The 22,536-nt window shown below is 74.8% G+C and carries 21 protein-coding genes; 7 read left to right on the top strand and 14 right to left on the bottom strand.

Annotation, left to right across the window (positions count from 1 at the left end):
• Nucleotides 1-188: 188 nt before the first annotated feature.
• Both ABD990_RS21165 and ABD990_RS21160 read left to right on the top strand, forming a co-directional pair.
• Nucleotides 189-1,343 (top strand): LLM class flavin-dependent oxidoreductase, encoded by a 1,155-nt coding sequence (locus tag ABD990_RS21165; protein WP_345382383.1) that lies wholly within the window; start codon nucleotides 189-191, stop codon nucleotides 1,341-1,343.
• A gap of 19 nt (nucleotides 1,344-1,362) precedes the next feature.
• Entirely contained in the window at nucleotides 1,363-2,736 is a 1,374-nt protein-coding gene (locus ABD990_RS21160) for an NtaA/DmoA family FMN-dependent monooxygenase (protein ID WP_345382382.1), read from the top strand.
• A gap of 10 nt (nucleotides 2,737-2,746) precedes the next feature.
• Here the strand turns inward: ABD990_RS21160 and ABD990_RS21155 are convergent, their stop codons facing one another.
• Both ABD990_RS21155 and deoC read right to left on the bottom strand, forming a co-directional pair.
• The gene (locus tag ABD990_RS21155; protein ID WP_345382381.1) at nucleotides 2,747-3,514 is read right to left on the bottom strand and encodes an SDR family NAD(P)-dependent oxidoreductase; all 768 of its coding nucleotides are present in this window, start codon (nucleotides 3,512-3,514) and stop codon (nucleotides 2,747-2,749) included.
• A gap of 88 nt (nucleotides 3,515-3,602) precedes the next feature.
• Nucleotides 3,603-4,316: a deoxyribose-phosphate aldolase gene (gene deoC, locus ABD990_RS21150; protein ID WP_345382380.1), complete on the bottom strand. Its 714-nt coding sequence runs from the start codon at nucleotides 4,314-4,316 to the stop codon at nucleotides 3,603-3,605.
• A gap of 292 nt (nucleotides 4,317-4,608) precedes the next feature.
• Here deoC and ABD990_RS21145 point away from each other — a divergent pair, with 292 nt between their 5' ends.
• Nucleotides 4,609-4,887: a DUF2795 domain-containing protein gene (locus ABD990_RS21145; protein WP_345382379.1), complete on the top strand. Its 279-nt coding sequence runs from the start codon at nucleotides 4,609-4,611 to the stop codon at nucleotides 4,885-4,887.
• A 15-nt stretch (nucleotides 4,888-4,902) separates the two neighbouring features.
• Here ABD990_RS21145 and ABD990_RS21140 read toward each other — a convergent pair whose 3' ends face one another.
• From ABD990_RS21140 to ABD990_RS21130, 3 genes are read right to left on the bottom strand one after another with little or no spacing between them, the layout of a single operon-like run.
• Nucleotides 4,903-5,535, bottom strand: a complete 633-nt coding sequence (locus tag ABD990_RS21140) for a zf-HC2 domain-containing protein (RefSeq protein ID WP_345382378.1) — start codon at nucleotides 5,533-5,535, stop codon at nucleotides 4,903-4,905.
• Entirely contained in the window at nucleotides 5,532-6,110 is a 579-nt protein-coding gene (locus tag ABD990_RS21135) for an RNA polymerase sigma factor (protein WP_345382377.1), read from the bottom strand. Before ABD990_RS21135 ends, ABD990_RS21140 begins: the two co-directional genes overlap by 4 nt.
• A 26-nt stretch (nucleotides 6,111-6,136) precedes the next feature.
• Nucleotides 6,137-6,538, bottom strand: a complete 402-nt coding sequence (locus ABD990_RS21130; RefSeq protein ID WP_345382376.1) for a hypothetical protein — start codon at nucleotides 6,536-6,538, stop codon at nucleotides 6,137-6,139.
• A gap of 294 nt (nucleotides 6,539-6,832) precedes the next feature.
• Between ABD990_RS21130 and ABD990_RS21125 the strand changes: the two genes are divergently transcribed.
• Nucleotides 6,833-7,627: a peptidoglycan-binding domain-containing protein gene (locus tag ABD990_RS21125; RefSeq protein WP_345382375.1), complete on the top strand. Its 795-nt coding sequence runs from the start codon at nucleotides 6,833-6,835 to the stop codon at nucleotides 7,625-7,627.
• 59 nt (nucleotides 7,628-7,686) lie between these two features.
• Here the strand turns inward: ABD990_RS21125 and ABD990_RS21120 are convergent, their stop codons facing one another.
• Nucleotides 7,687-8,343 carry a response regulator gene (locus tag ABD990_RS21120; protein WP_345382374.1) on the bottom strand — a complete coding sequence of 219 codons (657 nt, stop codon included), beginning with the start codon at nucleotides 8,341-8,343 and terminating at the stop codon, nucleotides 7,687-7,689.
• A 54-nt stretch (nucleotides 8,344-8,397) separates the two neighbouring features.
• Here ABD990_RS21120 and ABD990_RS21115 point away from each other — a divergent pair, with 54 nt between their 5' ends.
• Nucleotides 8,398-9,633, top strand: coding sequence for a sensor histidine kinase (locus tag ABD990_RS21115; protein ID WP_345382373.1), 1,236 nt, complete (start codon nucleotides 8,398-8,400; stop codon nucleotides 9,631-9,633).
• Between the two features lie 6 nt (nucleotides 9,634-9,639).
• Here ABD990_RS21115 and ABD990_RS21110 read toward each other — a convergent pair whose 3' ends face one another.
• The 6 genes from ABD990_RS21110 to ABD990_RS21085 all read right to left on the bottom strand — a co-directional run bounded on the left by ABD990_RS21110 (nucleotide 9,640) and on the right by ABD990_RS21085 (nucleotide 16,385).
• A complete protein-coding gene (locus ABD990_RS21110; RefSeq protein ID WP_345382372.1) occupies nucleotides 9,640-10,002 on the bottom strand; it encodes an STAS domain-containing protein in 363 nt (120 codons plus the stop codon).
• Nucleotides 9,999-11,102 carry a cobalamin B12-binding domain-containing protein gene (locus ABD990_RS21105; RefSeq protein WP_345382371.1) on the bottom strand — a complete coding sequence of 368 codons (1,104 nt, stop codon included), beginning with the start codon at nucleotides 11,100-11,102 and terminating at the stop codon, nucleotides 9,999-10,001. The genes ABD990_RS21110 and ABD990_RS21105 overlap by 4 nt, the downstream gene beginning before the upstream one ends.
• Entirely contained in the window at nucleotides 11,099-12,736 is a 1,638-nt protein-coding gene (locus ABD990_RS21100; RefSeq protein ID WP_345382370.1) for a PP2C family protein-serine/threonine phosphatase, read from the bottom strand. Before ABD990_RS21100 ends, ABD990_RS21105 begins: the two co-directional genes overlap by 4 nt.
• Before the next feature lie 217 nt (nucleotides 12,737-12,953).
• Nucleotides 12,954-13,712 (bottom strand): ATP-binding protein, encoded by a 759-nt coding sequence (locus ABD990_RS21095; RefSeq protein WP_345382369.1) that lies wholly within the window; start codon nucleotides 13,710-13,712, stop codon nucleotides 12,954-12,956.
• Nucleotides 13,713-13,768: 56 nt separating this feature from the next.
• Complete coding sequence (locus tag ABD990_RS21090; protein WP_345382368.1) at nucleotides 13,769-15,088, bottom strand: SpoIIE family protein phosphatase; 1,320 nt, start codon at nucleotides 15,086-15,088, stop codon at nucleotides 13,769-13,771.
• A 148-nt stretch (nucleotides 15,089-15,236) separates the two neighbouring features.
• On the bottom strand, nucleotides 15,237-16,385 hold the full coding sequence (locus ABD990_RS21085; protein WP_345382367.1) for a PucR family transcriptional regulator: 1,149 nt from the start codon (nucleotides 16,383-16,385) through the stop codon (nucleotides 15,237-15,239).
• 138 nt (nucleotides 16,386-16,523) lie between these two features.
• Here ABD990_RS21085 and ABD990_RS21080 point away from each other — a divergent pair, with 138 nt between their 5' ends.
• Both ABD990_RS21080 and pruA read left to right on the top strand, forming a co-directional pair.
• Entirely contained in the window at nucleotides 16,524-17,429 is a 906-nt protein-coding gene (locus tag ABD990_RS21080) for a proline dehydrogenase family protein (protein WP_345382366.1), read from the top strand.
• 22 nt (nucleotides 17,430-17,451) lie between these two features.
• On the top strand, nucleotides 17,452-19,077 hold the full coding sequence (pruA, locus tag ABD990_RS21075) for an L-glutamate gamma-semialdehyde dehydrogenase (RefSeq protein WP_345382365.1): 1,626 nt from the start codon (nucleotides 17,452-17,454) through the stop codon (nucleotides 19,075-19,077).
• Between the two features lie 149 nt (nucleotides 19,078-19,226).
• Here pruA and ABD990_RS21070 read toward each other — a convergent pair whose 3' ends face one another.
• The gene (locus ABD990_RS21070; RefSeq protein ID WP_345382364.1) at nucleotides 19,227-20,393 is read right to left on the bottom strand and encodes an acyl-CoA dehydrogenase family protein; all 1,167 of its coding nucleotides are present in this window, start codon (nucleotides 20,391-20,393) and stop codon (nucleotides 19,227-19,229) included.
• Between the two features lie 168 nt (nucleotides 20,394-20,561).
• On the bottom strand, nucleotides 20,562-22,496 hold the full coding sequence (locus ABD990_RS21065; RefSeq protein ID WP_345382413.1) for an ABC transporter ATP-binding protein: 1,935 nt from the start codon (nucleotides 22,494-22,496) through the stop codon (nucleotides 20,562-20,564).
• Nucleotides 22,497-22,536: the final 40 nt, after the last annotated feature.

The raw sequence follows: 22,536 nt of genomic DNA, 5'->3' as shown, positions 1-22,536 counted from the left end.
GCTTCGGACCCTACGACGTCGTCCCGGGCCGCGCCCACGGTTAGTGTCGGTGTCGTGGTCCCCGGGGTACGGACGCTCATGTTGACGCAGCGGCGGTGGATCGACCGCTGCCTCGTCACGACCACCGGCTGTCGCGCGCGCTGACGCACGCACCCCCGTCCCCGACCCACCTCAGGGAGAGCTGTCGGATGACCCCGCTGCACCTCGCCGTCGCCCTCGAGGGCACCGGCTGGCACCCCGCCTCGTGGCGCGAGCCCGAGGCCCGCCCCACCGCGCTGTTCGACGCAGGCTACTGGGCCGACCAGGTCGTCGAGGCCGAGCGCGGCCTCCTCGACCTGGTCACGATCGAGGACGGGTTCGCGATCCAGTCCTCACGCCCCTTCGAACCGGACGAGCGCACCGACCAGGTCCGCGGCCGGCTCGACGCGCTGCTCGTCGCGGCCCGGGTCGCGCCGTTGACCTCGCACGTCGGGATCGTCCCGACCGCGGTCACCACGCACACCGAGCCCTTCCACTTCTCCAAGGGCATCGCGACGCTGGACTTCGTGAGCACCGGCCGCGCCGGGGTGCGGGTCCGGGTGTCAACGCGCCCGGACGAGGCCGCGCTCGTCGGGCGCCGCGAGATCTCCCGCGAGGACGCGCCGGACCTGTTCGACGAGGCCGCGGACTGGGTCGAGGTCGTCCGGCGGCTGTGGGACAGCTGGGAGGACGACGCCGAGATCCGGGACGCCGCGACCGGCCGGTTCGTCGACCGGGAGAAGCTGCACTACATCGACTTCGAGGGCCGGTTCTTCTCGGTGCGGGGCCCGTCGATCACCCCGCGCCCGCCGCAGGGCCAGCCGCTGGTGGCGGCGCTGGCGCACCGCGACTACGCCTACCGGCTCGTCGCCCGCTCCTGCGACCTCGGGTTCGTCACCCCGCAGGAGACCGCCGACGTGGCCCCGATCCTCGCCGAGATCCGTCGTGAGCAGGAGGCCGCCGGGCGGGCGGAGGAGCCGCTGCACGTGCTCGGCGACGTCGTGGTGTTCCTCGACGAGTCCGCCGAGGCCGCGCGGGACCGCAAGGGCCGCATGGACTCCCGGCTCGGCCGCGAGCTGATCAGCGACGCCCGGATCCTCGCCGGCACGCCCGCCGAGCTGGCCGACCTGCTGCTGGAGTGGCAGGAGGCCGGGTTGGCCGGAGCCCGGCTGCGCCCGGGCTCGGTCGACCACGACCTCGCACGGATCACCCGCGGGCTCGTCCCCGAGCTGCAGCGCCGCGGCGCCTTCCGCACCGCCTACGAGGCCGACACCCTGCGCGGGCTGTTCGGCCTCCACCGCCCCGCCGACCGCTACGCCGCCTGACCGCCCGGGAGGACTTCGCATGCCGCGCAAGCAGATCCACCTCGCCGCGCACTTCCCCGGCGTCAACAACACCACGGTGTGGAGCGACCCGGAGGCCGGCAGCCACATCGAGTTCGACTCGTTCGTCCACTTCGCCCGGACCGCCGAGCGGGCCCGGTTCGACTTCCTGTTCCTCGCCGAGGGCCTGCGGCTGCGCGAGCAGGGCGGGCAGATCTACGACCTCGACGTCGTCGGGCGGCCGGACACGTTCACGGTCCTGGCCGCGCTGGCCGCCGTCACCGACCGGCTCGGCCTGGCCGGGACGATCAACTCGACCTTCAACGAGCCGTACGAGGTCGCCCGCCAGTTCGCCTCGCTGGACCACCTCTCGGCGGGCCGCGCCGCCTGGAACGTCGTCACCTCCTGGGACGAGTTCACCGGCGAGAACTTCCGCCGCGGCGGCTTCCTGCCGCAGGAGAAGCGGTACCTGCGCGCCAAGGAGTTCCTCGCCGCCACCTGGGAGCTGTTCGACTCCTGGCGCGGCGACGAGATCGTGGCGGACAAGGAGACCGGCGAGTTCTGGCGCCCCGCCGGCGAGTTCGCCATCCGCTCCGACCAGTTCGACATCCACGGGCGCTTCCCGGTGCCGCGCAGCCCGCAGGGCCGCCCGGTGATCCTGCAGGCCGGCGACTCCGAGGAGGGCCGCGAGTTCGCCGCCTCCGGTGCGGACGCGATCTTCACCCGGCACGGCACGCTCGAGGCCGGCCAGGCCTTCTACGCCGACGTCAAGGGCCGGCTGGCGAAGTACGGCCGCTCGCCGGACGACCTCAAGATCATGCCTGCGGCCACGTTCGTGCTGGGCGACACCGAGGCCGAGGCGCAGGAGCGGGCCCGGCACGTCCGGTACCAGCAGGTCAGCCCGGCGACCGCGATCAAGTTCCTCGAGCAGCTGTGGAACCGGGACCTGTCCGACCACGACCCGGACGGCCCGCTGCCCACCGTGGACCCGGTCGTCGGCGAGAACACGATCTCCCGGGGCCGGGCCAGCGTGCGGATGTACCGGGACCCGGTCAAGACGGCCGACGAGTGGCGCGAGCTCGCCGAGGCCAAGCACCTGAGCACCCGCGAGGTGATCATCGAGGTGACCGGCCGGCAGAACTTCATCGGCACGCCGGGCCGGGTCGCCGAGCTGCTCGACGAGTTCGTACAGGCGGACGCGTCGGACGGGTTCGTGCTCGTCCCGCACATCACGCCCGGCGGGCTCGACGAGTTCGCCGACACCGTGGTCCCGCTGCTGCAGGAGCGCGGGGTGTTCCGCAGGGAGTACGAGGGCACCACGCTCCGCGAGCACCTGGGGCTCACGCCGGCCCCGACCACCGCCACCGGCGACCTCGGGACCGCGGTGTCGGACTGACGGCGAGGCGCTAGCGCTGGTGCTGGCCGTCGTCGACCTTGATCACCGTGCCGGTGACCAGCTCCGACGCCGGCGAGCACAGGTAGAGCAGCGTGCTGTCCAGCTGCTCCGGGATGCCGAGGCGCTTGCGCGGGAACGGCTCCGCGAGGCCCTCGGCGTCCGTGTGCAGGCGCTCGATCATCCCCTCCATCATCTCGGTGAGGAAGGCGCCCGGGGCGATCGCGTTGACGTTGATCCGGTGCTGGGCCCATTCCACGGCGAGTACCTCGGTCATCCGGTTCAGCGCCGCCTTGCTCACCGAGTAGAGCGCCGCGGCGCCGCCGTTGCGGTAGTCGAAGGCGCTCATCGAGGAGATGTTGACGATGCGTCCGGGCCGCTCGGCGGCGATCAGCCGGCGGCCCACCTCGGTGGCCAGCAGCCACGGGCCGCGGACGTTGGTGCCGAGCACGGCGTCGACGACCTCGAGCGGCATGCGGTGTGCGCGCTTGGCGTCCGGCACGCCGGCGTTGTTGACCAGGATCGTGACCGGCCCGAGCTCGGCCTCCACGCGGTCGACCGCGGCGGGGATCTCCTCGGCGCGCGAGACGTCGAGCGGCACGGGAACGCACCGGCCGCCGGCGGCCTCGACCTCCTTGGCCAGCTCCTCCAGCCGGTCAGCCCGCCGGCCCGCCGCGGCGACGGCGGCGCCGGCACCGGCCAGGACCTCGGCGAAGCGCCGGCCGAGACCGGACGTCGCACCGGTGACGAGGGCGACCTGCCCCTCGAGCTCACGGGACACGGGCACACACCTCACGGGCGTCGGCGACGGGGCGGACCGACGCTAGGCCGCCGTCCATGATCTTGTCAAACGTTCGTTCAACTTCGGGTCAGTAGGACCCGCCCTCGGTCCGCGCGACGACCGGGCGGACCGCGTCCCGCGCCGCGGCGTCGTCGAGGATCACCGCGCTCCCGCTGGTGCCGAAGCGGGTGGCGCCCAGCGCGTGCAGGGCGAGCAGGGTGTCCAGGTCCCGCACCCCACACGAGGCCTTGACCTGCACCGACGGGCCCACGGATGCCCGCATGAGCGCCACGTGCTCGGCCGTCGCGCCGCCGCCGGCGAAGCCGGTCGACGTCTTCACGAACGCCGCGCCGGCCGCCTCGGCGGCGCGGCAGCCCGCCACGATCTCGTCCCCGGTCAGGAACGCCGTCTCCAGGATGACCTTGACGACCCGGTCCCCCGCCTCGGCGACGACGGCGGCGATGTCCGCCTCGACGTCCGCGAGCAGGCCGCTGCGCAGCAGCCCGATGGTGAGCACCATGTCCAGCTCGACCGCGCCGTCGGCGAGCGCCTGCCGCGCCTCGGCCACCTTGCCCGCCGTGGAGGTGGTGCCGTGCGGGAAGCCGAGCACGGTGCCCACCGCCACGCCGCTGCCGGCCAGCGCGTCGACCGCGTGGGCGACGTCGCACGGCCGCACGCACACGCTGAACACGCCGTACCGGGCCGCCAGCGCCAGCTCGGCGTCGACCTGGTCACGGGTGAGCTCGGGCTTGAGGATCGCGTGGTCGATCATGGCGGCGATCGCGGGGGCGGCCGGGGTCATGCGCGGGCTCCGGGGACGGCGGGCGGGGTCGCAGCCGACGCTACCGGAGCCGCACGCGGCCGCACGGGGCCGAGAGCCGCCACCCGGGGCAGCACGGGGCGGCACGCGGGCAGCACGGGGCAGCACGGGGCCGAACGCCGCAGCACGCGGCGGGACGGGGCGCGCGGCCGGCCGAGGACCCGCCGCCGACCGGTCGAGGACCTTGCCCGCGCGCCCGGACCGTCCGTACCTTGCTGCGGCACCGGGTCGTCGACACCACCTGCGGCCCCAGGCCCGACGGGAGGCCGCCAGGATGCCCGAACCGTCCGACGCCCGCGGGGCCCGCCTGCCACTGGCACGGGCCCCGCGCTCGCTGCACGAACGGCTCGTCGACGTGCTGCGCGACGTCCGCTACCCGGCGGAGCGCTGGGAGATCATCGCCGGGGCCGCCGCCCGGGGCGCCGACACGGTGACGGCCTACCGCCTCGCCCGGCTTCCCTACCGCACCTACCCGGACCTCGACTCCGTGCTCGCCGGCGTGATCGCCTCCCGGGCGGCGATGCCGCGACCCGGACCGGTCGAGCCCGCGTAGGGGCCGATCGGGTCCTCAGGGCCGCGGCACCTTCCCCGACGCGACCACCCCGCCTGCCGCGTCGGCGATCCGGACGCTCGCGACGGCGTCGGCCGGGCGCTCCACGCCCCACCACTCGGTGCCGCCCGAGGCGTCGTAGACGGTGGAGGCGGCCACCGTGCCGTCCTGCCGGAGGAGGTCGCAGGTCAGTCGGCCCGGTGCGGGCACCTCCAGGTACACCGACAGCACGTCGGGCCGGGAGCGGCTCACCAGCACGTCGCCGACGTGCCGGTCGCCGGCCAGCAACGGGGCGGCGACCGCGGGAGCCGAGGGTCCGGTCGTCGTCGTGCCGGCCAGCCAGCCGCCCGCGAACGCGGCTCCGACCAGGGCGGCCGCCGCGGCGGCGCGGCCCCACCCCGGCACCCGGCGCCGGGGCCGCACGGGGCCGATCCGGCGCAGCACCCGCTCCTCGAACCCGGCCGGCGGCTCGACGGGCGGGACGAGCGCGCGCAGCCGGTCGTGCAGGCCCGCGAGCCCGGCCACCTCGGCCCGGCAGGCCGGGCAGCCCTCCAGGTGGGCGAGCGCCTCGGCGCGCTCCTGCCCGTCGAGCAGGCCGAGCGCGAGCTCCGGCGCGAGCTCGCGGCAACGGGTGCACTCCGGGCCGGTCACGATCGGCCCCGCTTCGACTCGAGGACGGCGGCCAGCCGGAGCATGGCCGACCGGATCCGGGTCTTCGCCGTGCCGACCGGGATGCCCTCGCTCTCGGCGACCTCCCGGGCCGTCAGACCCCGGAAGGCGGCGAGCACCAGGGCGCGGCCCTGCTCGGCGGGCAGGGCGCGGATCGCGGCCCGCAGCTCGGCGGCGGACTCGGCCGCGAGCGTCGCCCCCTCGGGCCCGCCCGGGGCCGCGCCGAGCACCTCCTCGAGGTCCAGCGGGTTGACGGGTGCGGCACGGCGGGCCCGCACGGCGTCGACGGCGAGGTGGTGCGTGATCGCGGTCAGCCAGGTCGTCACCGAGCCGCGGCGGGGGTCGAACACCGCGGCGTGCCGCCACGCGCGCTCGAACGCCTGCTGCGCGACGTCCTCGGCCTGGCGCGGGTCGCCGACCACGGCCATCGCGACGCCGAAGACCCGGCTCTGGAAGCGCCGCACGAACGCGACCGACAGCTCGGCGTCCCCCGAGGCCAGGCCGGCGAGCAGCAGGTCGTCCGGGAATCCGTCGACCGGCCGGGCCCGCCACGCCATCGCGGGCTCCCCCCGTACGCCCGGGCTCAGGCCCGGGTCCGGCCCACGACGAACGACCACGCCAGTACGCAGACGGCGGCCACCAGGCAGACCATGGCGAGGGGCACGTGCACCCCCATCACCCCGCCGCTGCCGAGAGCGGCCTGCAGGAAGGTCGCCACGAACAGGAGGACGGCGACGGCCAGCGGCCACCACGGGCCGCGCGTGGCCCGGACGACGAGGAACGCGGCGACGGCCGTCAGGCCGGTGAGCACGTGCGTCACGATCGCACCGCTCGCGTGCAGCGCCCCCGCTGTCTCGCTGCGCGACAGCATCTCCCCCGCGGTGACCCCCTGCACCACGATGATCAGCACGGACAGCGCGGCCAGGACGCGCAGCAGGGTCACCACCGCGGGTGAGACGGCGGACGCGGCGTGCGAGCGGGTCATGGGGCTCCTCTCGTTGGCCGGACTCCCCCGGCTCTCGTGCTACGGCAGGACGGGCCCGCGGGATTGCCCCCGCCCCCGATCGTGACCGTCCCGTGACCTTCCCGCGCGGGGGCCCGAGGAATGTCGTCGCCCGGTTGCGGGGTGTTTCCCGCTCCCGACCCCGCTGTCCCCCGATCGCCCGACAGCGGTGTCGGGCGGGAGATCGGCCGGCGGCCCGACGGTGGCGGGGCGGGAACCGCAGCAGAGTTCTCCTCGACGGGGCGAACGGCCCCGGACCTCGGAAGGAGAACCACGATGAGCACCACCGACACCCTCGCCCCCGCCCCGCAGGACCCCCGCGACCCGCGCTCCCGCGAGGTCCAGGGCGCTCCGCAGGACGCCCCCGCCGCCCCGGCCGGGCAGACGCAGGGCCGGGTCCGCGCGGAGGACCCCTTCGCGGACGCGCCGTACTCGCCCGCCCTCTACGACTGGGCCCGCTCGCACGGCGCGTACACGGGGGTCGACCACCCGGCCGACGTCCCCGGCCCGAAGGCCACCTGGCGCCGGGTCGGGTTGACCGTCGCCGCCCTGGTCGCGGCGGCGGGCATCGCCGGCGGCCTGGTCTACGGGCTCGGCTACGGCCCCGGCGCCGCCCCGGCCCCGGCCGCCGACCCCGTCCCGGCCGCCACCGTGCCGGTGCACCACGCGCCGGTCCCGTCCCCCCGCGTCCCGACCGGCACCGGCGCCGCGGGCACCGCCGCGAACGGCGGCTCGTCGAGCGGCGGGCACGTCACCCCGCCCGCGCCGCCGGCGCCCTCGGCCGCGATCGAGACGCTGCAGAAGGAGCTTGGCCAGTTGAACTACTACGAGGGCCCGGTCACCGGCGTGATGAACGCCCAGACCACCCAGGCGATCACCTACCTGCAGCGCGACGCCGGGCTTCCGCAGACCGGGCAGATGAACGCCGCCACCCAGGCCGCGCTCACGAAGATGCTGGCGACCGGCAACAACCAGATGAACGGCGGTAACCAGATGGGAGGCACGAACCAGACGGCAGGCACCAACCAGACGGCAGGCTCCGCGAAGACGGGAGGAATGCCGGGCATGTGACACCGACCCGGCCGACGGCCCGTGCGACCGCGCGGGCCCGCCGCCGTCTCCGCGGCGGCCTACTCCACCAGCCCCCGCCGCATCGCGACCGCGACCGCCGCGGCGCGGTCCGACACCCCGAGCTTCTCGTAGAGCCGCTGGGTGTGGGTCTTGACCGTGCTGACCCCGATCACCAGCTCCTTCGCGACCTGCGGGATCGACAGTCCGCGCGCGAAGGCCGCCAGCACCTCGCGCTCCCGCTCGCTCAGCACCGGCCCGTCCGACGCGGCCCGCATCCGGATCTCGCCGGCCAGGCCCGCCGCGAGCTCGGGCGGGACGACGGTGCGGCCGTGGGCGACGTCGAGCACCGCCTGCACGATCTCGGCGCGCCGGGCGTCCTTGGCCAGGTAGCCGGCCGCGCCCTCCTGCAGCGCCTGGTACACGACGGCGCTCTCGGTGTGCGCGGACAGCAGCAGGATCCGGGTGCTCAGTCCGTCCCGGACGACGGCGCGGACGACCCCCAGCCCGTCGATGTCGGGCATCTCGTAGTCCACCAACGCCACGGCCGGCGACTCGGTCCGGATCACCTCGAGCGCCTCGCGGCCGTCGCCGGCCTCGCCGACGACCTCGATCCGGCCGCTCTGCACGAGGCCGCGCGCCACGCCGTCGCGGAAGAACGGGTGGTCGTCGGCGACCAGCACGCGGATGCGCGCGTCGCCCCCTCGGCCGGCGGTCACGGGTGAAGCATAGGGAGGATCAGGATGCGGGGACCACGACCGAAGGGCGGATGGATGAGCACTCCGACCGGCCCCCCTGCGCCGCCCGGCGGCCCCGCCGTGCTGGCGGTGGCGGTCGAGCACGCCCGCCGCGGCGTCCGGCTGCAGGTCGCGCTGCGCTGGGTGCTGGTGGTGTTCGTGGCGCTGACCGTGGCGTTCGTGCCGCCCGCGCACTCTCTCGTCACCTGCGCGGTCATCGCCGCCTGCTACGCGGTGTTCGCGCTCGCGGTCGCGGTGTGGGTACACCGCGGCGGCGATCGCGCGATCCGGCTCGCGTGGATCGCGCTGCTGGGCGACCTCGTGGTGCTCGCCGCACTGACCCTGCTCACCGGGGTGGCGACGCCGCAGAGCTGGACCTCGGACGTCCTGATCACCGGGTTCCTCCTGCTCCCGGTGCTCGCCGCGACCCAGCTGCGCCCCCGCGTGTGCGCGGCCGTCGTGGTCCCGACGGTGGTCGTCTACCTCGTCGCGAGCATCGCGACGAGGGAGGCCAACCAGGAACCGTGGAGCTCGCTGCTGCTGCGCGCGGTGATCGCGGCCGGGGTCGCCGCGGGCTGCATCGGGCTCTCCCGGATCCAGCGCTCCCGGGTCGAGCAGATCGGGGGCCTGGTGCAGACCCGCGGCGAGCTGCTCGCCGAGCTCGGCGACCTCGAGGAGCGGGAACGCACCTCGCTCTCCGAGCACCTGCACGACGGCGCGCTCCAGTACGTCCTCGCCGCGCGCATGGACCTCGACGACGCCCGGGACTCCGCGGACCCCGAGGCGTTCGACCGGCTCGACCGGGCGCTCACCGAGACGTCCCGGCTGCTGCGCTCCACGGTCGCCGAGCTGCACCCGGCCGTGCTGGCCAAGGCCGGGCTGCCGGCGGCGGTGCGCGAGCTCGCCGCGACCGCGGGCGCGCGCGGCGGGTTCACCGCGGACGTCCGGGCCGACGGCTGGCCGTCCGACCTGCGCACGACCGCCGATCCCCTGCTCCATCGGACCGCCCGCGAGCTGCTGGCCAACGTCGCCGAGCACGCCCGCGCCCGCACCGCGCACGTCACCCTGACCTTCGCCGACGGGCGCGCCGGGCTGGTCGTCGCCGACGACGGCGTCGGCCTCGGGCCCGACGCGGCCGGCCCGGGCGGCGGGCACATCGGCCTGGCCTCGCACGCGGTGCGCATCGAGGCCGCGGGTGGCCGGCTGCGCATCGGCCCGGGCCCCTCCTCCGGCACGGTCGTCGCCGTGGACGTGCCGGCGGACCCGGCCTGACGGTGCTCAGGTGTCGAGCTGTTCCGCCCGCGAAGGTGTGGCGTCGGCGGTGAGGTAGTCGAGGGTGCGGGTGAGCTCCAGCAGGCGGGTGAGGCCGGGCTGCAGGTTGTCCAGATGCAGCCGCGCCCCGACCGCCCGGACGTGCCGGTGCGCCAGGAGCAGGGCAGCGAGCCCGTAGGAGTCGCAGAAGGCGACCTCCGCGCAGTCGAGGTGCACCGCGCGCAGGCCCGGGTGCGCCTCGAGGCCCTCGACGAGCACGCGGTTGATCTCGTTCGCGTGGTCGTAGTCGAGGTCGCCGACGAGGGTGAGCCGGCCGGTCCGCCGTCCGACGACCGCCCAGCTGCAGGTGAACCGCTGCCCCGCCGTCATGCGGACTCCTTCGCGCCGACCAGGGAGTCCGACAGTTGCTCCCGCGCGCCCTCCAGCAGGGCCGTGGCCCGCGGGAAGTCGCGCAGCTCGGCGCCGAGCAGCTCGAGGGCGGGGACCAGGAAGCCCGCCGGCACCGACCTGGCCTCCAGGATCGCGGCCGTCCACTGCAGGAACTGCCCGAACAGCTCGTCGTCGCCCGTGTAGAGGGCGGTCGCCAGGAACTGCACGATGTGCTCGATGTCCTCGGCGGTGTGCTGGCGCTGCTGGTCGGTGTAGCGCGCCATCACCGGCAGCCGGTGCTCCAGGCCCGTGTACACCGCCTTGACCAGCTGCGGGGTGGTCCGGGTGACCATCGTGTACTCCTGGTCCCCGAGGTGGGGCAGGTCGTCGATGGCCTGGGTGCTGTTCTCCGGCCGGGGCAGCGGGCCGGCCGCGAGCCGGTCGGCGGCGGCGCGCGCGTCGGGCGCCCAGGCCTCGGCGCCGAGGAGCCGGGCGTACCGGCCGTCCGGGCCGAAGGCGGCACCGCCGGCGATCACCGGGACACCCGTGGCCCGACACGCGGTGATGGTGGCGTGTGCGGTGGGCAGCCGGGTCGCGATCGAGCCCGAGATGGCGACCGCGTCCGGGGCGGTGCGCTGCAGGTGCTCCACGAGGTGCGGGGCCGGGACCTGGGCGCCGAGGTAGTCGACCCGGAACCCGCGCAGCCGCAGCACCTCGGCGAGGAGCCGGGCCGGCAGGGCGTGCCACTCGCCGTCGACGCACGCCACGGCGATCCGGCCGCGGTGCGGCTCGGTGCGCACCCGGTGCCCGACGGCGCCGACGACGCGTTCGTCGATCGCGGTCGCGGTGTGCTCCTGCGCGACGGTGATCCGGTTGGCCGCCCACTCGCGGCCGACCCTGCGCTGCACGGCCCCCACCACGTCGAGCAGGACGGCCTCGGGGTCGACGCCGGCGTCGAGCGCCGCGAACACCACGTCCGTGGCCGCGTACTCGTCGCCGGCGATCGCGGCGGTCCACAACGCGTCGACGTACTGCTGGAGGGAGTGGTGCGGGAGGGTCTCCTCCGGCCCGGTCGGGGTACGGGTCGTCGGATCGGTCATGCGGTGTACCTGCCTCGTCCATGCCCCCCGACCGCGGTCAGGTGCTGTCCGCGGGGAGCCGTGATGGCCAGTACGGCCATGTCGTCGTGCGCGCCGCGGCCCACCCATTGCGACGCCAGCATCTGCACCCGTTCGACGACCGCCTCGGCGGGCATCCCGGCGCACTCGCCGAGCACCCGCTGCAGGCGCTGCTCGCCGAACAGCTCGTCGCCGAAGGGGCCGCCCTTCGCCTCGGTGATGCCGTCCGTGTACATCAGGCACGTCTCGCCGGGGCCGAGGGTGACCTCGGCGGTGGTCGCGCTGACCTCCGGCATCGCGCCGATGAGGGTGCCCCGGGTGGCGGCCTCCTCGACGCGCCCGTCCGCCCGGACGACGAGCGGCGCCGGGTGGCCGCCGCAGGTCAGGCGCAGCCGCACCCCGGCACCCGCCCGGGCGACCGAGGCGAGCACCAGGGTGACGAACCGGGCGTCGTGGGTGTTCAGGAGCGCGCCGTTGAGCAGGCCCAGCATCCGGACGTGGTCGCCGGCCAGCGGGAGCAGCGCGTGCAGGGTGCTGCGGATCTTCCCCGTGAGGACGGCGGCGTCGAGACCCTTGCCGCAGACGTCCCCGAGGACGACGAGCGACTCGGCGCCGTCCTCCCCCTCCCCACCGCTCGCGGGGTGCACGTCGTAGAAGTCCCCGCCGACGCGGTCGCCGTCCTGCGACGCGCGGTACCGGGCGGAGAACTCCACCCCGGACAGCTGGTCGACCGCGGGCGGCAGCAGGTCCCGCATCAGCGTCTCGGTGATCGACGCCTGCTGGTCGTACATCCGCGCCGCGGACATGGCCACGCCGGCGCGGGTGGCGAACAGCCGCGCGACGACCTCCTCGTCCTCGCTGAACTCGGCGGCGCCGACCCCGCGGATCAGGATCAGCGCACCCGCGGGCACCCCGTGCCCGGGCAGCGGGGTCACGACGATCGAGCCGACCCCGCCGAACCCCTCGGGCCGCAGCCAGCCGGGCACCGCCATCGGATCGAGCCAGCGCGAGGGCACCGGCGGGAAGCCCTGCAGGGCCTCGGCGAGCCCGGCGACCTCCTCGGGGTCGACGTCGAGCACGTCGTGCACCGGTGCCGCGCCGCGGACGCCGGTCACCGTCGGGTAGCGGCCACGGGAGGCCGGGGCCATCACGATCGCGGCGTCGCAGAGGTTCTCGACGGCCAGGGCCGCGGTGATCTCCATACAGCGCTGCATGTTGAGCGACCCGAGCAGCGCGGTCGACACCTCGGTGAGGAACGCGGTGCGAGCCTGCTCGGTGCGCAGCGCCTCCCGCGCGAGGCGGGTGTCGGTGTCGTCGACGAGCCACCAGGTGACCGTGCCGTCGTCGTGCCGGACGGGGTGCGCCTCGAGGCTGCGGCGGTCGACCCAGCCCTGGGCGGCCGTGTCGGGATCGTTGTCGGCGGAGAGCTTCGCGTGCGACTCGGCCAGCCAGCCGGGGCCGGTCGCGGTGAGGGTGTCGCCGACGCGCACGGCCGGGAGGAGGGCGCGCGCGGCTTGGTTGAGGGCCTGGACGATCCCGGCAGCGTCCGCCACCACGGCCGGGTACGGCGCGGTGTCGGTCCTCGGGTCGATCTCCAGGATCGACCCTCCGGTCACGTGCTCGGGCTCCGTCACGGATGCGGGGGCGCCGGGCGACCCCTTCTCACCTACTCCCGTTCGCGATCGGTCGGGTCAGTGTCGCGCATGGTCGTGTCCCCTGTCCAAAGGGCACGAACTCCGTCCAACACCGCCCGGAACGCGATCATTCCCCCCGCCCCGATCTGCTTCGGATCTGCTCCGGGTCCGCGCCGGATCAGCCCTGCATCGACCCGGGTCAGCCGGGGTCGGGCACCAGGAGCGCCCACACGATCTTGCCCTCGCCCCGGTCGACGACCGCCCACTCCGCGGCGAGCGAGTCGACCAGCTGCAGGCCGCGCCCCCGGGCGGCGCCCGGATCCTGCGGCCGGAGGACGGGTGGGAGCGGTGAACGGTCGCCGACGACGATCCGCAGCCCGTCCCGGTCCAGCGTCACGGTCAGGGTGAACGGGGTCTTCGCGTGCTCGACGGCGTTCGCGACCAGCTCGTTGACCACGAGCGCGACGTCCTCGGCGTCGCCGGGGTAGGCCCACGCCGCCAGCCTGCGGTCCACCGCGCGGCGGGCGCGCCCCACCATCTCCGGCTCGGGCGGGAAGCTCCAGGTCGCGTCGACGACGGCCGGTCGCCGTTCGGCCCGGTCGAGGGCCAGGGCGGCGTCGTGCGCGACGGCGACCCGGTCGGCCACCCCGGCCGCCCGCAGCATCTGCCGGAGCTGGGTGCCCCTGGCCACCAGCGCGAGCCGCGCCTCCGGCCAGCCGCCGGCGTCCCGCGCCGCCCGGGCCAGCACGGCGAGCAGGCTCAACCGCTCGACCCGCAGGTCGTCGAGGACCACCACGACCCGGTCGTAGCCCTGCAGGAGCCGCGCGAGGTGCGCCGCGGCGTCCGGCGCGGTCCCGGGGCCGAGACGCCCCTCCAGGTGCACGTGCGCCGTCCCGCCCTCGGCGGCGGTGACGGCACGCAGCAGCGACGACACGTCGCCGTACTCGGGAACGGTCACCCCCCGTGTCCCCCTTCCCCTCGCTCACCCGGTACTCGTCCACACCGGTGCGGGCGCTAACGCCCCGTGCACCCGGGGTGCCCGATCCGGACGACGACCACGCCCGCGTCGTCGGGCGAACGGCCGTCCGCCCGCCCGCGGGCGGCCCTGAGCAGCGCCTCCGCCGTGCGCTGTGGCGGGTGGTCGGGCGGCAGCGCCGCCAGCACCGCGGCCAGCCCGGCCTCGTCGAACTGCTCGGGCTCCCCCACGCGATGTGCCTCGGTCACGCCGTCCGTGTAGAGCACCAGCTCGTCGCCCACGGCGAGCTGCAGCCGCTGCATCCCGATCACCGCGTCCGGGGCCAGGCCGAGGATCATCCCGCCGCCGCTGAGGTGCTCGATCCCGCCGGAGGCGCGCCGGACCAGCCCCGGCGGGTGCCCCCCGCCGGCCACGTCCACCCGCCACGACCCGCCCGCGGCGGGCCGGTGGAAGGTGGCGTACACGGCGGACACGAAGCCGACGCGGCCGCCGAACAGGGGGTCGGCGAACCAGCCCCGCAGCACCTCGTTGACCGTCCGCAGCACGTCCTCGCCGCCGCCGTCCAGTGCCTCCGTCAGCGCGGCCGTGCGGACCGCGGACCTGGCCAGGGCCGTGGTCCGCGCGGCCGCGGCGCCCTTGCCGCAGACGTCGCCGACCACGAGACCGAAGCCGCCGCCGACGGGCACCAGGTCGTAGAAGTCCCCCATCACCTCGACGCCGGTCCCGCCCGGCTCGAACCGGACCCCGATCGCCACGCCGGGCACCACGGGCGGGGCCGGGGGCAGGAGGCTCGCCTGCAGGGTGCGGGCCAGCTCGGCCGCCTCGGCGGCCCGGCGCTCGGCCTCCACGGTGGCCCGTGCCGCGTCCCGCAGGGCCAGCCGCAGCGCGATCTCGCCACCGGCGGCCCGGGCCAGCCCACGCAGCGCCTCGCGCTGCTCGTCCGTCCACTCCCGGACCACCCGGTCCATGGCGCAGAAGTTGCCGACGACGTAGCCGTCCGGATCGAGGACCGGCACGCCGAGCCAGGCCGCGGCCTCGAACTCCTTGATCTGCGGCAGGTCGCGCAGCCGGGGCTCGAGCGAGACGTCCGGGGCGCAGATCTCGTCGCCGGCGTCGATCACGACGTGGCAGGCGGCGTCGTAGACCGAGCACTCGTAGATCCCCGCCGGACCGGTGATGGCCTCGGGGTGCGGGGCGCCCTTGAGGAAGCTCCGGACGTCGTCGACCACGGTGAGGGCGATCATGGGCGTGCGCAGGACGATCGCCGCGACCCGGGTGAGCCGGTCGAAGGCCTCCTCCGGCCCGGTCACCATCAGCCGCGTCGCGTGCACCGCCTTGACCCGGCCGGGTGTGCGCACACCGGCATTCCCCGCTCCGTCCGACACGGTCCGCTCCTCGTGCGTCGCGCGACCGCACTGTGCTGAACGGTGCCCGGGTTCCGTCGGTCCCGGTCGATGCTAGGGCACGGGGGCCGCTCCGCGTAGCCGTGTCCGGCGCCTCGTTCCCCTACCCGACCAACGGCCGGAAGGTGAGGGCGAGGTGGAGGGTGAGGCGGTCCCGCCCGTCGGCCAGGTCCAGGCCCGTGAGCTGCGCGATCCGACCCAGCCGGTAGTACAAGGTCTGCCGGTGGATCGCGAGCGCGTCGGCGGTCCGCTGCGCGTTGCCGGCCAGGTCCAGGTAGGTCGCCGCCGTCCCGGCGAGCACCGGGTGATCGAACAGCGGGCGCACCGCGGGGTCGACCGCGCCCTCCCGCAGCGCCGGCCGCGGCCCGCAGGCCAGCAGCCGGTAGGGCCCGAGTGCGTCCCAGCGGGCGATCGGCCGCAGGCGCGGCACCTCGTGCGCCACCCGGGCGGCGAGCCGGGCCTCGCGGACGCTGTCCCGCAGCCCGATCAGGTCCGCCCGCTCCCCGCCGATCCCGGCGACGAGCCGGGCGGGGTCGACGCCCTCGAGCCGGTCCGCGTACAGCCGGCGCGCGACCCCGGCGAGGTGGTCCGCGTCGCCCGACGGCGTCAGCAGCAGCACCGTGGGATCGGCGGGATCGTCGGCGGCGGTCGCGACGGCGGCGCGGGGCAGCCGCCACAGGTTGAGCGGCGGCACGGGGCCGCCGTCGGCCAGGTGCAGGGCCACCGCGCGGACCGGGACGTCGCGGACCAGCGCGCCGAGCCGGTCGATCTCGGCGGCGGCGATCTCGGCGGTGGCGGGGTCGCCGGCCAGCAGGTCGTGGGCCCGTTCGGCGAGGTGCTCGCGGGTGCGCGCCTGCCCGGCCATGATCGTCCCGGCGCGGGCGGCGTGCCGCATCACGCGGTCGAGCCGCTCGTCGGCGTCCGGACCGGCGAGCCGCCCGCCGGCGTCGAGCGCCCAGAGGTAGCCGTAGGTGACTCCGTTCCACCGGGCCGGCAGGCACACCCGCGCGACCACCCCGAACCCCGGGTCCGCGGGCGTGCGCACCGGGCGCTCGCTGGTCGCGATGCCGAAGCGCTCGAACCAGTCCTGCACCTCGGGCGCCGACCGGCGGTGCAGGATGGACCGCTGCCGGACGGGGTCCAGCTCGTCGGGGTGCACCCCGGAGCAGACGAGGTTGAAGTCCCGGTCCTCGAGGACGACGGGCTCGCCCAGCACCCGGGAGACCTCGTCGACGAGCTCCTGCAGCTCCATCGGACAAGTGTACGAAGGAACGGGTCGAAACCCCGGACGATCGTCCATAGGCAGGGGAACGGGAACTCCCTACCGTGACCCCACACCGGCGGTGGTCGGTCCCGCCCGCCCCGCCGGAGGCCGGAAGGGAGACCTGCCGTGTTCAGCTCGTCCGTCCTCGCCCTCAGCCGCCGCCCGCTCGTCCGCCGCCTCGTGACGGACGCCCGCGCGACCCGCCGGGTCGTCGACCGGTTCGTCGCCGGCGACACCCTCGACGACGCCCTGGCCACCACGGGCGGGCTCACCGCAGCCGGCCTGCTCGTCACCCTCGACCACCTCGGCGAGGACACGACCGACGCCACCCGCGCCGCGGCGATCCGGGACGCCTACGTGGCCGCCCTCGACGGGCTCGCCGCGCACGGCCTCGCCGACCGGGCCGAGGTGTCGGTGAAGCTCTCCGCCCTGGGTGCGGCCCTGCCCGGCACCCTCGCGCTGGACAACGCCGCCGCCATCTGCGCCGCCGCCGACCGGGCCGGCACCACGGTCACCGTCGACATGGAGGACCACACGACCGTCGACGGCACGTTGGAGACGGTCGCCAAGCTGCGCGCCGAGCACCCCTGGGTGGGCGCCGTCGTGCAGGCGGCGTTGCGGCGCACCGAGGCGGACTGCGCGGACCTGGCCCGGGAGGGGTCCCGCGTGCGCCTGGTCAAGGGCGCCTACGCCGAGCCCGCCTCCGTCGCCTTCACCGCGAAGGCCGAGGTCGACGCCTCGTACGAACGCTGCCTGCGCATCCTCCTGGCGGGCCCCGGGCACCCGATGGTCGCCACGCACGATCCGCGCCTGATCGCGCTGGCCGAGGGGTCCGGCCGCGACCCGGAGACCTTCGAGTTCCAGATGCTCTACGGCGTCCGGGTCCCCGAGCAGCACCGGCTCGCGGCCGCCGGTCACCGGATGCGCGTCTACGTCCCCTACGGCGCCGACTGGTACGGCTACTTCGCCCGCCGCCTCGCCGAACGCCCGGCCAACCTGGGCTTCCTGCTCCGCGCCCTCGTCACCCGCTGATCCGTCGTCCGAGGAGTCGATCATGGATGCGATCACCCGCGTGCCCGAGCCGGCCAACGAGCCGGTCCGCACCTACGCCCCCGGCACCGCGGAACGCGCTTCGCTCAAGGCGCGGCTCGCCGAGCTGCGCGGCCAGTGCCCGGAGCTGCCGATGACGATCGCGGGCCGGCGCCGGATGGCTGCCGGCGAGCGGTTCGACGTCGTCGAGCCGCACCGGCACCGATCGATGATCGGGGTGTCGGCCAACGCCACGGACGGCGACGTCGCCGAGGCCGTCGCCGCCGCGAAGGCCGCCGCGCCGGAGTGGGCCGCCCTGCCCTTCGACGAGCGCGCCGCGGTCCTGCTGCGCGCCGCCGACCTGCTCGCCGGGCCCTGGCGGGACACGCTCAACGCCGCCACCATGCTCGGCCAGTCCAAGTCCGTGCAGCAGGCCGAGATCGACGCCGCGTGCGAGCTGATCGACTTCCTGCGCTTCAACGTCCACTACGCCCGCCGCGTGCTCGCCGAGCAGCCGCGCAGCGTGCCCGGTGAGTGGAACCGGATGGACCACCGCCCGCTCGACGGGTTCGTCGTGGCGATCACCCCGTTCAACTTCACGGCCATCGCCGGGAACCTGCCGACGGTGCCCGCGCTGATGGGCAACACGGTCGTCTGGAAGCCCACGCCGACCCAGCAGCTCGCCGCCGAGTACACGATGCGCCTGCTCGAGGCCGCCGGCCTGCCGCCGGGCGTGATCAACCTGGTCACGGGCGACGGGCTCGCCGTCTCCCGCGTCGCGCTCACCGACCCCGGCTTCGCCGGCCTGCACTTCACCGGCTCCACCGCCACGTTCAAGACCCTGTGGCGCACACTGGCCGACAGCCTCGACACCTACCGCAGCTACCCGCGCATCGTCGGCGAGACCGGCGGCAAGGACTTCGTGGTCGTGCACCCCTCGGCCGACCCGGCGCCGCTGACCACCGCGCTGGTCCGGGGCGCGTTCGAGTACCAGGGGCAGAAGTGCTCCGCGGCCTCCCGCGCCTACGTGCCGCGCTCGCTGTGGCCGGCGCTGCGCGAGGAGCTCGCCGAGGTCACCGCCTCGCTCACCTACGGCGACGTCACCGACCTGCGCCACTTCGGTGGCGCGCTGATCGACGCCCGCGCCTTCGGCCGGGTCCGCACGGCGCTGGACCGGGCCAAGAACACCGCCTCGCTCGACGTCCTGGTCGGCGGCGGTAGCGACGACGCCGAGGGCTGGTTCGTCGACCCCACCGTGCTCGTCGGCAGCGACCCCGGCGACGAGGCGTTCACCACCGAGTACTTCGGCCCCGTGCTCGCCCTGCACGTCTACGACGACGCGGACTGGCTGCCGACCTTGGATCTCGTGGACCGGACCAGCGCCTACGCCCTTACCGGGGCCGTGTTCGCCACCGAGCGCACGGCGATCGACGAGGCCCACCGGGTGCTGCGGCACTCCGCCGGCAACTTCTACGTCAACGACCGCCCCACCGGCTCGATCGTCTCCCGGCAGCCCTTCGGCGGCAGCCGCGGCTCGGGCACCAACGACAAGGCGGGCTCGATGCTCAACGTCCAGCGCTGGACCAGCCCCCGGGCGATCAAGGAGACCCTCGTCCCGCCCACGGACCACACCTACCCGCACATGCACTGACTGAGCGAACGGCGCTCTCGCTCATACCTAGTGAGCGGGCGGCCCGTTCGCTCACCCGGCGCCTTTTCTGCACGTCATCCAGCGCCTTTTCTGCACGAACGGCGCACTCGCTCATACCTAGTGAGCGAGAGCGCCGTTCGCTCAGTAGGTCAGTCGATGCCGCCGCGCTTGACGAGCTGGGCGGCGATCACGTTGCGCTGGATCTCGTTGGTGCCCTCGCCGACGATCATCAGCGGGGCGTCCCGGAAGTAGCGCTCCACGTCGAACTCGGTGGAGTAGCCGTAGCCGCCGTGGATGCGCACCGCGTTGAGCGCGACCTCCATGGCGATCTCGGAGGTGAACAGCTTGGCCATGCCGGCTTCCATGTCGCAGCGCTCGCCGGCGTCGAACTTCTCGGCGGCGAACAGGATCAGCTGGCGCGCGGCCGTCAGCTTGGTGGCCATCTCGGCCAGGTAGTTGCCGATGGACTGGTGCTGCCAGATCGGCTTGCCGAAGCTCTCCCGCTCCTGGCTGTAGCGCAGCGCGTCGTCGAACGCCGCCCGCCCGACCCCCAGCGCCCGGGAGGCGACCTGGATCCGCCCGGTCTCCAGGCCCTTCATCATCTGCGCGAAGCCCTTGCCGGGCGCCCCGCCCAGCACCGCCTCGGCGGGCACCCGCATGTCGTCGAAGATCAGCTCACAGGCCTCGACGCCCTTGTAGCCGAGCTTCTTCAGGTCCTTCGAGACCGTCAGGCCCGGGCCGTGCTCGACCAGCAGCACCGAGATGCCCTTGTGCTTGGGCTCGGCCTTCGGGTCGGTCTTGCACAGCAGCGCGATCAGCCCCGACCGCCGCGCGTTCGAGATCCACGTCTTCGACCCGTTGATCACGTACTCGTCGCCGTCCGGGGACGACTCGAGGCGCGCGTGGGTGGCCATGTTCTGCAGGTCCGACCCGCCGCCGGGCTCGGTCAGCGCCATCGTGGCCCGCAGCTCGCCGGTGGCCATGCGGGGCAGGTACCGGTCCTTCTGCTCCTGGGTCCCGAAGGTCAGCAGCAGCTTCGCGACCACCGTGTGCCCGCCCATCGCCCCCGCCAGTGACATCCACCCGCGGGCCAGCTCGGCGGTGACCAGGGCGTAGCAGGGCATCGAGACCGGCGCCTCACCCCACGGCTCGGGGATCGCCAGCCCGTAGATCCCGAGCTCCTTCATCTGCTCGATGAGCTTCTCGGGGTACTCGTTGGCGTGCTCGAGGTCCCGGACGACCGGCTTGACCTCGCGGTCGACCCAGTCGCGGACCGTGTCGACGACCGCGCGTTCCTCGGTGCTCAACGTGCTCATGCTCGGACCCCTCGTCGCGCCGCTGTAGATTCTGCAGAATATAGAACTCGCGGCCGTGGCCGGGCCAGGCCGTGTGAGGTCTTCCACCCTGCCCCCGTCCGTCGCCCTGCGCACGGTTCGGAGGTCCCGGCTGCGCCAACCGGCGGGACGCCCGGCCCTGACGGCCGGTCAGTCCTCCGCGGTCGCCCCGGCGAACTGGGCCTGGTAGAGGCGGTGGTACGCGCCGCCCGCGGCGAGGAGCTCCTCGTGCGTGCCCTGCTCGACGATCGAGCCCTCCTCCATGACCAGGATCAGGTCCGCGTCCCGGATCGTGGAGAGCCGGTGGGCGATCACGAAGCTCGTGCGCTCCGCGCGCAGTGCCGCCATCGCCCGCTGCACCAGCAGCTCCGTGCGGGTGTCGACGGAGCTGGTGGCCTCGTCGAGGATCAGCAGCGAGGGATCGGCGAGGAAGGCCCGCGCGATCGTGATCAGCTGCTTCTCCCCCGCGCTGACGCCGGTGCCCTCCTCGTCGATCACCGTGTCGTAGCCCGCGGGCAGGCTTCGGACGAAGCGGTCGACGTAGGTGGCGCGGGCCGCGGCGAGGATCTCCTCCTCGCCGGCGCCCGGCCGGCCGTAGGCGATGTTGTCCCGGATCGTGCCGTGGAACAGCCAGGTGTCCTGCAGCACCATGCCGATCCCGGACCGCAGGTCCGAGCGGGACATCCGGGCGATGTCGACGCCGTCGAGCGTGATCCGGCCGCCGTCGAGCTCGTAGAACCGCAGGACCAGGTTGACCAGTGTGGTCTTGCCCGCGCCGGTGGGCCCGACGATCGCCACGGTCTGGCCCGGCTCGGCGACCAGCGAGAGGTCCGTGATCAGCGGCCGCTCGGGCTCGTAGCGGAAGGAGACGTGCTCGAAGGCCACCCGCCCGCGGCGCTCGGTGCGCACCTCCGGCACGGCGGGGTCCGGGGTCTGCTCCTCGGCGTCGAGCAGCTCGAACACCCGCTCGGCCGACGCGACGCCGGACTGCAGCAGGTTCGCCATCGACGCCGCCTGGGTGAGCGGCTGGGTGAACTGCCGCGAGTACTGGACGAAGGCCTGCACGTCCCCGAGGGTCAGCGAGCCCGAGGCCACGCGCAGCCCGCCGATCACGGCCACGAGCACGTAGTTCAGGTTCCCGACGAACATCATCGACGGCATGATGATCCCGGAGATGAACTGGGCCCGGAAGCTCGCGCCGTAGAGCGCCTCGTTCTTCGCCCGGAACTGCTCCTCGACCTCGGCCCGCCTGCCGAACACCCGCACCAGCTCGTGCCCGGTGAACGCCTCCTCGATGTGGCCGTTCAGGATCCCGGTGTTGCGCCACTGCGCCACGAACTGCTTCTGCGAGCGCCGCCCGATCGCCCGGGTCAGCCAGATCGACACGGGCACGGTGACCAGCGCGACCAGCGCGAGCAGCGGCGAGATCGCGACCATCATCGCCAGCACGCCGACGATCGTCAGCAGCGAGGTCAGCAGCTGGCTCAACGTCTGCTGCAGCGACTGCTGGACGTTGTCGACGTCGTTCGTGACGCGGCTGAGCACCTCGCCGCGCTGCCGGCCGTCGAAGTACCGCAGCGGCAGCCGGTGGATCTTGTCCTCGACCTCCCGGCGCAGTACGAACACCGTGCGCTGCACGATGCCGTTGAGCAGGTAGCCCTGCGCGTAGGAGAACACCGAGGCCGCCAGGTAGATCGCGATCACGCCGAGCAGCACGACCCCGAGCGCCCGGAAGTCGATCCCCTGCCCCGGCACCACGCCCTGGGACTCGATCAGGGTGGCGACGGTGCCGTTCCCCGCCGCGCGCGCCTGCTCGGCCGCCTCCGCCGCGGTGAGCCCCGCGGGCAGCTGCGCGCCGATCACGCCGGCGAAGATCACGTCCGTGGCGTGGCCGAGGATCCGGGGGCCGACGACGTTGAGCGCCACGCTGACCACGCCGAGCGCCACCACGACCAGCACGCCGAGCCGCTCCGGCGCGAGCCGGCCGACCAGCCGCCTCGCCGAGGGCCCGAACGTGGCGGCCTTCTCCGTGGGCTGGCCGATGCCGCCCCACGGCGGCCCGCCGCCGCGGCGCTGGGCCGCCATGCCGCGCGCGGCGGAGACGGTGTCGGCGTCCTGCCGGGGA

It is taken from the genome of Pseudonocardia yuanmonensis, from assembly GCF_039542425.1.
Classification (GTDB): domain Bacteria; phylum Actinomycetota; class Actinomycetes; order Mycobacteriales; family Pseudonocardiaceae; genus Pseudonocardia; species Pseudonocardia yuanmonensis.
Note: the sequence above shows the minus strand (reverse complement) of the source record. Positions and strands in the feature narration are given on the sequence as shown.